This window comes from Lutibacter sp. HS1-25 (assembly GCF_004121075.1).
GTDB lineage: Bacteria > Bacteroidota > Bacteroidia > Flavobacteriales > Flavobacteriaceae > Lutibacter.
This window is the reverse complement of the sequence record NZ_RHLN01000161.1, coordinates 84,605-99,366: the sequence shown is the minus strand read 5'-3', so window position 1 is coordinate 99,366 and position 14,762 is coordinate 84,605. Positions and strand designations below refer to the sequence as shown.

At 32.7% G+C, this 14,762-nt stretch carries 7 protein-coding genes; all 7 read right to left on the bottom strand.

Annotated elements, in window-relative coordinates:
- Positions 1–6: 6 nt before the first annotated feature.
- Positions 7–1,581 carry a sulfatase gene (locus EC396_RS17250; RefSeq protein ID WP_129368102.1) on the bottom strand — a complete coding sequence of 525 codons (1,575 nt, stop codon included), beginning with the start codon at positions 1,579–1,581 and terminating at the stop codon, positions 7–9.
- A 1-nt stretch (position 1,582) separates the two neighbouring features.
- Positions 1,583–3,217: a sulfatase gene (locus EC396_RS17245; protein ID WP_129368101.1), complete on the bottom strand. Its 1,635-nt coding sequence runs from the start codon at positions 3,215–3,217 to the stop codon at positions 1,583–1,585.
- A 5-nt stretch (positions 3,218–3,222) separates the two neighbouring features.
- On the bottom strand, positions 3,223–5,589 hold the full coding sequence (locus EC396_RS17240; RefSeq protein ID WP_129368100.1) for a glycoside hydrolase family 3 N-terminal domain-containing protein: 2,367 nt from the start codon (positions 5,587–5,589) through the stop codon (positions 3,223–3,225).
- A gap of 22 nt (positions 5,590–5,611) precedes the next feature.
- Entirely contained in the window at positions 5,612–8,218 is a 2,607-nt protein-coding gene (locus EC396_RS17235; protein WP_129368099.1) for a sulfatase-like hydrolase/transferase, read from the bottom strand.
- Positions 8,219–8,300: 82 nt separating this feature from the next.
- Positions 8,301–9,911 carry a hypothetical protein gene (locus tag EC396_RS17230; protein ID WP_129368098.1) on the bottom strand — a complete coding sequence of 537 codons (1,611 nt, stop codon included), beginning with the start codon at positions 9,909–9,911 and terminating at the stop codon, positions 8,301–8,303.
- A gap of 18 nt (positions 9,912–9,929) precedes the next feature.
- A complete protein-coding gene (locus tag EC396_RS17225) occupies positions 9,930–11,447 on the bottom strand; it encodes a RagB/SusD family nutrient uptake outer membrane protein (protein WP_129368097.1) in 1,518 nt (505 codons plus the stop codon).
- Between the two features lie 12 nt (positions 11,448–11,459).
- Positions 11,460–14,603: a TonB-dependent receptor gene (locus EC396_RS17220; RefSeq protein WP_129368096.1), complete on the bottom strand. Its 3,144-nt coding sequence runs from the start codon at positions 14,601–14,603 to the stop codon at positions 11,460–11,462.
- Positions 14,604–14,762 lie beyond the last annotated feature (159 nt).

Sequence of the window (14,762 nt, the reverse complement as noted above, 5' to 3'; positions counted from 1 at the left end):
TTAAAGTCAATTATATTTTTGAAGATGTTTTTTTAATTTGCTCTTTAATTCAATAACTATAGAAGCGTATTCTGCTTCATTTACTAAATTTTTTGATTCCAATGGGTCTACTTCGTAATCATACAATTCTCGGGCAATAACAACACCTTCATCATAGGGTTTATAAGATCTGTAGCCTTCATCAAACCATTCTGTGTAACGATAACGATTTGTGCGCAACGAATAACCCATTTTTTCCTTATGTCTTCTGTATTGACTAACTGCAAAATCGACATCTATGGTTGATTTTTCATCATTATCCATTAAAGGAACCAATGATTTACCATCTACTTTAGGCGTTTTTACTCCAGCCAATTCAAATAAAGTAGGGAAAATATCTACCAATTCTACAGGGTTTTCAACTTTTCTATTTTTTGAAATTCCAGGGCCTGCGAACATTAAAACTGTTCTAGTTGCCTGTTCAAAATTTGAATGCTTATTCCATTCAGTATGATCACCTAAGTGGTAACCGTGATCTCCCCAAAGAACAATGATGGTATTATCTAATAAGTCTTTTTCTTCAAAAGTATCTAATAATACACCCAATTGAGCATCAATAAATGAAACGCAGGCCATATAACCGTGTGTTAATTCACGTTGCTTGGCTTCAGGTAGTTTTTCACCAACTTTTAAATTATTATCAATATCCGTATAGGCCCTTAATTCTCCAAAAGAGTGATAAGCAATATCTGGAGTACCTTCAGACAATTCCTGAAATTCAGCAAGCTTAATATCTTCTCGTTTGTATAAATCCCAATATTTTTTTGGAGCTACAAACGGTAAATGAGGTTTTTGATAACCAACAGCCAAAAAGAAGGGTTTACCTGTTTTTTGAAGTGTTTCTAAATTTTTTAAGGTTTGAATGGTATACAAACCAGCATTATAAGCTTCATCAGAAACATCTGCAGATTCAGTACTTGGGCGTAATTTTTTTAAAGCGTAGGCGCGCTGTTGACCTTCTTTTTTGATCCCTTTATCTAAGGCTTCTTTTTCAAGTGTTTTATATTTTTCCTTTGTTTCAGGGTTTTGATAAGCGCCAAATGCTGGTTCGCCATATTTTGGATCATAATAATCGGGTGAAACGTATGGAATACTCCAGCTTTTTGCATCATGTCCTTCAGAGGTAGAACCTTGATGATAAATTTTGCCTGTTCCTGTCGTTTCATAACCTTGAGTTATTAAATATTCGGGCATTGATATTAAATCGGGTGCAGATTCTCTGAAATTGGTTTGTAAGTCCCAAACTTTTGTATGGTCAGGATACATTGCGGTCATAATACTTGCTCGTGATGGCCCACAAACGGCTTGTTGTACTTCAGCATTTTCAAAAATAACACCCATTTCTGCTAATCTATCAAAATTAGGGGTATGCATTTGATGTGCTCCATATGCATTCAGCAGCGGTTTTAAATCATCAACAGCAATAAACAGTATGTTTTTAGGAGAGGATTCTTCTGAGGTACTTTTTGCTTGTTGTGATTTACAATTTGTAATTGCAAAAAGAGCACTGGCCAGTAAACAGATACCTTTATTTGAAATCATTTTAATTTTCTTTTTTTGTTAAAATTTCTTGAACAGACTCTTCATCTTTAATATTATCAACAATGCTACCAAAGTCTTTATCAGTAATTATTCTGAAGTCTTCAAGAGTTTTATTATCTTCAAATTTCACCATTAAATTTTTCAATTTAGCATTCAATTCAACAACAATATCGGCATAATTAGGGTCATTATAAACATTATTCAATTGGTTTGGATCCTTTTCTAAATCGTATAATTCCCAAACATCAATATTATAGTAAAAGTGAGCCAATGTATATTTTTGTGTTCTTATTCCGTAATGTGGTTGTACGTGGTGCCAGAAAGGAAACTCATAGTAATGATAATACATCCCATCTTGCCAATCTTTAGGTGTTTTGCCTTCTAACACAGGAACAAAACTAGTTCCCTGCATTTTTTGAGTCGTTTTTATACCTGCCAATTCTAATAAAGTTGGCGCAAAATCTATGTTCGTAATAATGTCTTCACTTACACTTCCGGCTTTAACTTTATTAGGATATTTTACCATAAATGGCATTCTTAAAGATTCTTCATAAATAAATCTTTTATCAAAAAAACCGTGATCACCTAAGTAAAAACCTTGATCAGAAGTTAATACGATTACAGTATTTTCTTCAAGATTATTTTCTTTTAAATAGTTTAATACTCTACCAATATTATCATCAACAGATTTCACACAGGCTAAATAGTCCTTAATATAAGTTTGGTATCTCCATTTTCTTCCTTCTTCAGCAGTCATGTTTTTAGGTTGAACAATTTCTCCAGGTTTTGCACCATAAAAGGCCCATTTAATTTTTTCTTTTCCTTTTAATCCTTCAGGTTCTGGTAATTTCATATCTCTATTACTGAAATATTCCATTGTCATTTCGGTATCACCAGCAGTTTTTTCTCTACCTTCATAGGTGTCATTGAAGGTTGCAGGGTATGGCATTTCTATATCTTCCCATAGTTGTTCGTATTTTGTGTCTGGTTCCCAAGGACGATGAGGTGCCTTGTATTGCAATATCATCATAAATGGCTTGTTGGTAGATTTGTTTGATTCTAACCAATTCAATGCAAAGTCGGTGCTTAAATTGGTTGAATACCCTTTTTCCTTTACATCAACCCCATTTTCATTATATACAGGATCCCAATAATGGCCTTGTTGCCCAGCCGAATTGTGATATTTAAATGTGTCAAATCCTACTGGTTCTGTCCCTAAATGCCATTTTCCAAATAAACTAGTGCTATAACCATTTTTTTGAAATTCTTGAGGGAAAGTCCATTGCGTTTTATCAAATTTCCCTCCACTTTCATTTTTGTAATAACCGTTTATATTGCTATAATTTCCAGTTAAAATTGCTGCTCTACTTGGACCGCAAATAGCATTTGTACATAATGCATCTTGAAATAACATACCTTCCTGAGCTATTTTATCAATATTAGGTGTGGGAGCAATATCTCTATATATTCCTCCATAAGCACTAATTGCTTGTGTTGTTAAATCATCGGCCATGATATAAATAATATTTGGCTTTATAGGTGTTTCAGGTTTTTCTTCTTTTTGAGAGCAAGAGCTAAAACTTATTAAAGCTATAGCAGAAAAGGCTTTTAAATATGTATTAAAAATGAATTTCATAATTATTAATTTTTTAAATTTATTCTTTTGGCAACTTCAAGAGTTATTTCTTTAAGATCTTTTGAGTCAGAAGAGGGGCCAGTCATAATTGTAAATGTTCCAGCTTCTACACAATAATTCATTACTCTATCGAAAAATGCCAAGCTTTTAGCATTTAATTTGAAATCTAAAGATTTGGTTTCACCGGCTTTTAAGAATACCCTTTGGTAACCTTTTAGTTCTTTTACAGGTCTTGTAGCACTGCTCACATCGTCCCTTATATACAGTTGAGCAATTTCTTCTCCGTCCATTTCGCCATTATTTGTTATAGTAACTGACACCTTGATTTCTTCATCAGCTTTATCTAATGAGGCTTTTGATATTGTTGGCTCACCGTATACATATTTAGTATAACTTAAACCATAGCCAAATGGATATAGAGGTGTTATTTTTTCTTCAGCATATTTATGAAAATATTGAGAAGGTTTGTGGTTGTAAATCATTTGTAATTGCCCAACAGAACGTGCAACAGTCAAAGGTAATTTACCACTAGGGTTTATATCTCCAAATATTGCTTCAGCAACTGCCTGTCCACCAAAATTACCAGGCTCCCACGCTTCCAAAATAGCAGGAATATTGTCTTGTAACCAAGGTTCTGATATAGGACGGCCATTTACCAATACAACAATTATAGGTGTTCCTGTTTTTTTAATATTTTGGATAAGCTCTAACTGGTCTCCAGGCAAATCTAATGATGCTCGTCCCATGTTTTCACCTGCAGTTTTTTCTTTCCAGTTGTAACGTTGTGAATTATCGCCAACAACTAAAATTACATAATCTACTTTTTTAGCTTTCTCTATTGCTTGAGGAATGATTCCATCTTCAATTCGTCTAGTGCTTTCGCCTGAATCAAAAAAACTAACATCGTAACCTTTTGAATTTCCAACATTTTTGATTCCCTCATAAACTGTTGTTACATTATCATCTGGTTGTTTTGCGTGCCAATCTCCCAAAATGGCTTGATTATTTGCATTAGGACCAGTAACCAATATTTTCTTTTTTGAAGTTGTTTCTTTTAGGGGAAGAATTCCGTTATTTTTTAGTAAAACAAGTCCTTTTCTGGCAGATTCTAGGGCTACTTGTTGATGTTCATCAATATTAACAGATTCACTAATCTTATTCAAATCAACAAAACGGTTTTCAAATAAGCCAAGCTTAAATTTAGCTGTCAGGATTTTTGAACAGGCATCATCTACTCTTTCAATAGGAAGCGTTCCTTCTTTTACTAATTCAATTATTGCTTCAGGAAAATCAACCCCGTGCATATGCATGTCCATACCCGCATCAACCGACAGATAAGAAGCTTCTTTTAAATCATGAGCGACATGATGTACTGTTTCAATACGTTCAATGTCCATCCAGTCACTAACATAGAAACCTTTAAATCCCCATTCATTTCTAAAAACATCTGTCATTAACCATTTATTCATATGGCAAGGAATACCGTTAAGTTCATTGTGGGCTGCCATAATAGAATAAACCCCTGCGTCAATTGCTTTTTTATATGGAGGTAAGTAAACTTCCTTTAATGTTCTAAGTGATACATCCATAGGTGAGGCATTTAATCCATTAGCTGGTTCACTACCTGCAATCATATGTTTTGCACAGGCAATTACTTTATCAAAACCTGTAAAATCATTTTGCTGAAAACCATTTATCATAGCTGCTCCCATATTTCCAACCATATATGGATCTTCTCCAAAAGTTTCTCCAACTCTTCCCCAGCGAGGGTCCCTTAAAACGTCAATATTTGGTGAAAATGCCCAGTGGCTTCCTGTGGCACGCATTTCTTTAGCTGTTTGTTTCCCTACTAAGTATGAAAAGTCATCATTCCAAGTTGCTGCCAATGTTATTGGTGATGGGTAGACAGTAGTTCCTGAAACTAATGCATTTCCGTGAATAGCATCTATACCAATTAATACTGGTATTTTTAATCTGGATTTTAAGGTAAGTTCTTGCAAAAGATTGGCTTCCTCAGCTGTTAATACATGTAAAAAAGAACCAATTTTACCCTCTGCGCACATTTGCGCTACATCATCACTAAATAAACCTTTATAAAACCCTTGTGCATCATTACTATGTAATTCTTCTACCGTTAAATCTTTTTCAGCTTTTCTCATATGATCTAAACCAACGAATTGATTCATTTGATAGACCTTTTCTTCCAAAGTCATTCTTTCCATTAGATCGGCTACTCTTTTTTCAACAGATTGAGAAGCATCCAAGTAGAGAGCATCGCTATTTGAAGTTGAAGTTTCTTTTTTTTGATTGCAAGCGGCTAACGTAATGAAAAGTAAACCCAAATAGATTAGTGTGTGTTTTTTAATTTTCATTTATCAAGTTTTAAAAATTAGTTTATTCTTTACATTTTATTAATTCATCTTTTATGGCAAAATAGGCAGGTTTTGGCTTCAAATTTTCATCATAAATAAATCTGTGTGTATTTTTTCCGTCATCTAAATCTGTAATTCCCCAAGTGTTAAAAGTTACGAGACCCGTTTTGCTTTTTTCTAATAACACAGCGAGTATTTTTGTGTAGGCGTCGGCTTGTTTTAGATAGTTCTCAGGAGTGTTTTCACCTGGTTTTAAGTGATAATCAAATTCGGTGATATGAAAATCAAGATTATTTGCATGAGCCCAATCAATTAATTCAGATAGGTATTTTAAGTTTTTAGGATCATCAACGACTCTTGAATTTTCTTTTAAATGTCCCTGCCAACCTAGACCGTCAATTTTGTAGCCTTTATCCTTTAGGTATAAAATTGTTTTTTTCACCTTCTCCCACATCACAGGTTCCATACCTCCATGTTGGTTATAAACCTGACTAATATTTGGAGCATATTTATTTGAAATTTCAAAGGCTTTTAAAATATATAATGGAATGCTATCTTTGTTATATCCAATTTTCACCCATGGATTTTCCCATTCTTTCACACCAGGTTTATCTTTAAACCACTCTCCATTTCGTTCAACAGTTTCGTTTACCACATCCATCCATTTTATAGTGGCAACATTGTTTATTTTTTTGCATAAGGCAGTCATAAATTCGGTCATGTTTTTTTCTAATTCTTTGGCTGTTCTAGAATCAGTCATTGCCCATTTTGAAGCTTGTGGACTTATAGGTGAGTGAAATCGTAAATCGATATTATTTTTTTTTCCAAAGGCAATAAACTCATCAATTTTATCCCATCTCCAAACATCAGGCTCAGGATGAATGTATGTTTGTTTTGCAAAATTTCGTGAAGTACTGTAATTGAAGTCCTTTAAGAATAATTTTTCAACATTTGTACCCAATTCTTTATCACCTAAGGTAGCACCAATAATAACATTATTTGAAGGATAGTTTTCTTTTACTAGTTCTTTAATACTTTTTGATGCCGATGTTTTTATGAGCGTTTTTTTTTCTGAATTCTTCTTATATTCATCTTTAAAAAATGCTTCTGAAAATGCAATTAACTCTGACTGAACTGCCTTGTATTTAGCTTCTCCAAAATGATTTACGGTTTCTAAAGGATCTTTAATATAATCATAAAGCTCTTCGGCTACAATATCATTTGAAGTAATTTTATCGGTACTTTTTTTGTCGTCCTTAAGCCAAACAGTATATCTGTATTTTTCTGATCTAAAGCTATAGCCAGTTATTTTACCTCTCGGTTGTTGGCTAACGGCAAAATCTTTTACTTTTTTTTCATCACCATTAAGTAGTGGCAACAAACTTTTTCCATCTAAATTTTCAGGAATAGCTAAGTTTGACATTTCACATAATGTTGGGAAAATATCTAAAAACTCGGTTGGAGAAGTAATCTCAACTGGTTTGTTAATAAATGGTGAATATACAATAAATGGTGAGCGTGTAGCTTGTTCTAAATTGGTATGCTTATTCCATAAACTGTGATCTCCCAAATGCCAGCCATGGTCACCCCAAACTACAATAATTGTATTTTTGTCTAAGCCTTTTTCTTTAAGTTTTTCTATAATTTTACCAACTTGAACATCTACAAAACTGGTACAGGCATAATAGCCATGAATTAACGTTCTTTGCACATCATCATCTAATGCTAATAAGTCTTCTTTATTAATGATATATTCAATGGATGGATCTTTATAGCTACATAATTCACCAGAATTATGATAAGCTAGATCTGTCCCGTTTTTGGCTTTTTTTTGATAGGGGGCCAGTTGGAATTCATCTCTGTTGTATAAATCCCAATATTTTTTTGAAGCAACAAAGGGTAAATGGGGTCTTTTAAAACCAACTGCTAAAAAAAATGGTTTATCTGAATTTGTAACATCATCTAATAATTTTAATGCATGTGCAGCAATTGCGCCATCAGTATAAGCTTCATCTGGTACATCGCTAATTTCAAAGGGAGGTTTATAATTATTAATAACGTAACTTCTAAGGTTTTTAATGCCTTCATTTTTGGCTTTCTCTTCAAGTTCAGCATATTTTTTTTTGATTTCAGCATTCTGATAATAACCACTAACTGGTTTTCCATATTCAGCAGGATATGGAATATCATTTTCTGAAATATATGGAATAGACCATGATGGTTTATCTCTAAATTCATCTACACATCTTGGATCGTATATTTTTCCAGTTCCTGCGGTAATGTAACCATTTTCTTTAAAGTATTGAGGAATGGTTAATATATCCGGATTGATATCGCGCATCTTGGTTTTTAAGTCTCTAACCTTTGTATAGTCCGGGCGTTTTCCTGTCATTAAACTAGCTCTTGAAGGGCCACATACAGCTTGTTGCGTATGGTTGTTTAGAAAAACAGCTGCATTTTCTGTTATTTTATTAATATTTGGGGTAATTGCATATGTATCCCCATAACAAGCTAAAGTTGGTTTTAAATCATCAATAGCAATAAACAAAATATTGGGTTTTGTTGTATTTTGTGATTGAATTTGAAAGACACTTGTTACAACAATCAGTAAACAAATTAGCTGTTTCATTTTTATAAATATTTATTAATATTAAATTTGTTATGTGTGATAAAGAGGCTATAGCTTAATTCTATAGCCTCTTATAAAAATATTATTGTTCTTCAGCTGTAAAAGCTACTGAAACTTGTGCGTTGCAGTAGTCGATCGCATATTGACCATTTTGAGCAGTATCTCCACCAATATACCATGCTAATTTTAAAGTGTTACCAGAAATAGCGCTTAAATCAACAGCAATATTATCAATTGGATTTGGTATTCTTGAAGACCACGTACTTGAGCCTGGCCAGCGAGTATCTGTTTTACCCATTATCTCTGTCCAACTCGCAGGATTAAACGAACCACTTTCTAAATCGGAAGTTGACTCACCTGCATACAAAGCTCTTTGATAAGTCTCTGTAGCAAATTTATCATTATACCCCCATTGTTCTCCAAATGAAATTTTCATGGCTTTAACGCCAGTTATATCAACTGTGCGCACTAAATAATGATGGTCAGTTCCTGGGTTTTGAACTCTGACACCCTGAATAGTAGGAGATCCTGCTTTTTCAATAATAGCTTTATTCCAGCTATTAATAGTTCCTAATGTATATCCTGCAAAATCAGGATATAGAGTATTTCCTGGATCTATTGGACCAGTTAAATCATCGTCAAAAGTATCATTAAATAAATCGGTTGTTTCCCAACGTGTTTCTACAGTTAAGGTAAAAATATTGTCAAATGAAGCACTAATGCCAGCTATATTTGTAGCAATAACACCTAAAGAATGTGTACCTATTGGTAAGTTTTGGTCTACTAATACAGTTATAGTACCATCATTATTCGCAATTACAGATCCAGCAGTAAGTGTTTCTGGTAATATTATTTCATAAGAAACTGCATTCATGCCAACCATTTGAGGTGCTGAAGATGCATAAGCTGTCCAGGGAGATAAAACAACATTTGTTAAGGGAGTTGTATTGTCAGCTTTCACATAGGTTAGTGATGGAGCATCTCCTACAGTAACTTTTAAAACATTTGAAAAGGTTTTAGGACCTATATTTGAATTGATAGTCACAGAAATATCATGAACACCAGATGTTGCATCTGTGTTTTTTGAAATTACACCTGTTGTACTATTAATTGAAAAACCAGCAGGAGGGTTACTTAGACTATAAGTAATATCTGACAGTACATCTCCATTTTCTGAAGTGTCAACATAAGTTACAGTTGCAATATCTGCAACTTCAAGATATTTGGCATCATAAGTTGAATTGCTGATAGTATAATTTAATGGTGTATCATAAATTTCTAAACTGAAAGCGTCATTATTTCTAATAATACCATTTACATTACCAATACCAATATCAAAGCTATATATTTCACCAGGAGTTAAACCTGCATTTTTATTATCAATGGTTACAACTCCAGTTGCAGGATCAATTGTAAATATAGAAACACCAGTTGTTATTGTGGCACCTCCTTTTTTAATTGTTAAAAGAGAGAAGGCATATTGAGATTTATCGATATTAAAACTTGGTTTTTCACTTTTCAATAGTTCTTGATATGAGTAGGTACTCATATTTTCGTATTGCAATCCAATATCACTGTTAAGTATATATGGGTTATCTTTATAGTTGTCTGCATCTTCCACACAAGAAAACAAGTTTCCTATGATTAAGAATGTAAAAACAACTTTTATCCATTTAATATTTTTTATATCCATCTTGATTTATTTTTTTAATTAGTACCCAGGGTTTTGATCAGCAGCTGAAATTTGCTGATTTGCATTTATTTCAGAACCTGGAATTGGCATTAACATTGTTTTGTTATTGTCAGGATACACAATGTCAAAAGCTTTTTCATTTCTTGCATTGTGAGGGTCTATGATATTTTGTTTAAAATAATCATATCCTCTTCTTCGGTTGTTAAACCAATCTTGTCCTTCTGCAAGTAATTCAAATTGATACTCTTTCATAATGGCACTTCTAAATTCTTCTTGGCTTAGGCCAGACCAATCGGCAGGTTGTACAGAGTTTCCTGTATTTCTTGCTCTTGCTAAAACTTCATTCACATATTTGTATGCGTTTGCAGGACCATTTAATTCATTTTCAATTTCAGCCAGCATTAATAATAAATCGGCATATCTAAAATGAACATAATTGAAATTGGTTGCATCAGTAGTCGCTGTGAGATCCTTTGTCCAATATTTGTAAATAAATGGGTAGGCATTATTTGTATTTGATCTTGAAGTATTTGTTGGATACACTTTAGATGTAGAACCATTAACTTGAATATAAGAAGATATAAAAGTTAAATCTATTCTTGGATCACCTGGGTATCTTGCCATATGGTCATCAATAGTTTCAGGGTTTGGTTTAATACGTTGCCATCCTACACCTGAATAAGCATTGGAATGAGTGAAAAGTCTTACCAATTTTGAAGGTACTTCCTCATTAAACTGAATTTCAAAAATAGATTCACTGTTGTTATTTGCAGTACTCTCGCTATTCCATAAATCTCCATAATTGCCTACCAGACTATATTTTCCATACATTTGAATGGCTTCGTTATAAGCAAGTTGCCAGTATGGGCTATTATCGTTATTTCCTGCCAAAGTCATATACACTTTAGCTAAAATCATATTTGGTGCTAAATTTGAAGGTCTGCCTATGGTTTGAGTTGACTTATCAAAAAGTAAGGTTTTAGCTTTATTGGCGTCAGCAATTATTTGATTGTAAACCTCATCAACAGGAGTTCTTGCCATATGTAAATTATCAGCTGTTGATGCTTCCACTCTTAATGGAACGGCTCCATATAAACGTACTAAATTAAAATATACGTGAGCTCTTAAAAAATAGGCTTGTCCTAGTACGTTTCTTATTTGAGGATTTTCATTCGTTTCAGAAATATTGGTAATAATATCATTAGTAACTGCAATGGTACTATAACTTAATGCCCATAAATTTTCTACATAATTCTGAGAAGAAGATGGGTTTAATGCTGCAATATCTTTTGTGTCAGAAGCTTTTCCTGAAGTAAAAAATCCGCTTGTAAAATCTGTCAAATGGTGGTAATCTGCTGCATAGAAAAAGTGATTGGTCAATTTTCCATAAGCACCATTAAGCGCCACATTTGCACCTTCTACCGTTGTGTAAATATTGTCAGATGCTAAAAATGGAGGGGTTTCCTCTAAATCGCACCCTACAAATGAAATTGAACTTATAATAGTCAATATCAAAAATTTATATAATGTTTTCATAATTTGTTTCCTTTAAAATTTAATATTAACACCTAATAATACACTAGATACATTTGGAGTACTTAACCAGTCAACACCTATAATTGTTCCGTCATATAAAAAGCTGGTTATTTCAGGGTCATATCCACTATAATTTGTAATGGTAAATAAATTGTTTCCAGCAATATAAATTCTGGCATTATCAATAAATTTTTGTTCATCTAAATCTATATTATAGCCAACTGTTATGTTGCTTAGTCTAAAATAACTTCCATCTTCAACAAGTCTGTCGGTTGGTACAGTAGTTGAAGTTAAAGAACCAATTCTTGGATAAGCACCTGTTGGGTTTTCAGTAGACCAAGCGTCAAAATACGCTTCTGGACGAATATTATTACTGTTTCCTGCAGCAACATTTTCTTCCAATAAATTTCCATTCAAAATATCATTTCCCTGAGATCCATTAAATAACATAGAAATATTAAAGTTTTTAAAATCAAGATTTGCATTGATACCATAAACAAAATCAGCATTAGGATTTCCAATGTTTGTTTTATCTTCATCATTTACGTTACCATCTCCATTTTTGTCAACAAATCTTACATCTCCAGCTAAATTTGCAGCTCCCTGATAAGAAGGTCCTTGTGCCGCTTCTGCATCACTGGTATATATACCATCAGTTTCAAAACCCCAGAAAAGTCCAACAGGTTGTCCTTCAATAAAAATATTTGCTGGAGATTTAAAATTATTACCCGTAGAAACACCATTTCCTAAATAAAATGATTCATTGACTAATTTTCCGTCTATCCAAATATCTCCTTTAGGTAAAGTTCCCAAATCAGTTACTTTATTTTTGTTAAATGAAATGTTTCCACCTAATGAAAATTTAAAGTTCTCATGGTCAACTATCAATCCGTCAATGCTAATATCTAATCCTTTGTTTTCAAGTCCTCCTTGATTTGTCAAATAAAAAGGAAAACCAACAGAAGGAGGAGTAGGTAAGTTGATTAATAAATCCGAAGTTTGTTTATGGTAAACATCAATAGATGCAGATAATCTGTCTTTGAAAAGACCAATATCTAAACCTAAATTTAATTGTGTTGTTGTTTCCCAAGTTAAGTCCTCATTACCTATATTCAAAGCAATTACTCCTAAAATTGTTGAGTTATTAGCATCTGAATACAACTCTGGACCATAATTACTATATGTTTGATAAGGATTAATAGCTTGATTTCCAACTTCTCCCCAGCTTGCTCTAATTTTTAAATTATTAATTGTTTTAGAGTTTTTTAAGAAATTTTCTTTGGCAGCCATCCAAGCAAATGAGAATGATGGAAATAATCCAGTTTTATTTGATCCTTTAAATTTTGATGATTGGTCAACCCTAAAAGTACCGTTAAACACATATTTGTTATTTAAAGTATAATTTACTCTTGCTAAATAAGATAAAATGGCATCTCTAATATCTAAAGAACTAAATGGAGCAATAACTAATTCTCCGTATTGCGGACCTCTGTCTTCTAAGGTGTTAATTGGAAACTGACCAACTTCGTAAGTCGTGTTGTGGGCATCAGAACCATCATAAGTAACACCAATAGTAGCATTTAATCTATGTATTTTATTAAAAGTTTTGTTGTACATTAATAGATTATCAAAAGTATAGGCTGTTTTTTCTAAGGTTGATAAGGAAAGATCTCCATTTGTTTGTGCACCTTTAAATGTTTCAGGACCATACCAGCGAGAACGATATTTGTTCCAGTAATTTGTACCAGCTCTAAATACATATTTTAACCCTTCAGTAATATTATATGTTAAATCTAAGGAAGCATTAAGTCTCTTTTCTTTAATTTTTTCTTCAAACCCTTCTAGAAAAGTAAAAGGATTGGTTCCTCCAATTTCTTCATCAGCTAATTCGCCATCAATCAAAGGATTATAACTTACTAACTGACGTGTGAAACTTCTTTGACCACCCGATCTGCTTGCGCCTTGATTCATATTCCCTCTACTTAAATAAAAACCAACACGAGTGTCTATTTTTACTTTGTCAGAAACATTAGTTGTGTAATTCAATCTAACATTTGCATTATGTAAAAATGTATTTGGAACGTTTCCTTCAAGTTGATTATAATCGCCTGAAAAATAATAATTTGATTTGTCTGATGCTCCGCTTAAATTTAAACCAGCATTCATAGAATAACCTAATTTGTAAATATCATCCTGCCAGTTTATTTGACGCAACGGAGTTTCGTTAGGAACACCATTTTGTATTAAATAAACATTTTTACCGTCTATTTGATAATTAACAGAATTGCCATTTATTAATGCTGATTGATTTCTGTATTGTGCATAATTTACGGGATCTAAAACGGAAATTTTATTAGAAACCTGTGAAATAGTTGCAGAATTATAAATATTGAAAACGGCTTTTCCTTCTTTCCCTTTTTTTGTAGTAATAAGCACAACCCCATTAGCACCTCTTGATCCATAAATGGCAGTGGCTGAAGCATCTTTTAATATTTCCATACTTTCAACATCTCTCATGTTTAAACCTGTTAAACCATTTTGAGTTTGTTGAACTTCATTGGCATCGTTTGTGGCATTTATAACATCTTCACCAGCAGAACTTATAATAACACCATCTATAACATATAATGGTTCATTATTTCCTCTTAAACTATTTGTTCCTCTAATTCTAACACTTGCAGGGGCATTAGGCGACCCAGTATTATTTAATACCTGAACACCGGCGCTTCTTCCCTGTAACATAGCACTTGCCGAAGTGTATTGTCCTGCAATTTCAGTTGTTTCTTTAATTTTTGAAACAGACCCTGTAATGTCTTTTCGTTGCAATGTTCCATATCCTACAACTACAACTTCTTCTAAAGTATTTCTATCAGAAGCTAATTGAATTTTATATATAGTTTCATTAGTTATTTTAACTTCTAGAGGTATATAACCTAGATAAGAAACTATTAATGTCGTTGCTTTTTCGGGTATTACAAGAGTAAAATTTCCATCAAAATCTGCAGAAGTCCCAATAGTTGTTCCCTTAACTACAATACTTGAGCCAGGTAGCAGGTTATTGTTTTCATCTACTACAGTTCCTTTGATTTCTTTGCTTTGTGCAAAAAGTATCATAGGAAATATAATTAGTAAATAAAGAATTTTTGCTTTTTTCATATATATATAATTTAGTTTGGTTATTTGAGTTACAATGTTAGATACAATTTAATTAACCATAAGGGAATTATGTTTTTTTGATAGGGAGAAATGATTTTTAATTTTTAAAATTAGAAAAAGATGTTTTAACCATTTGGTTTTAAAAGGCAATAATTATTT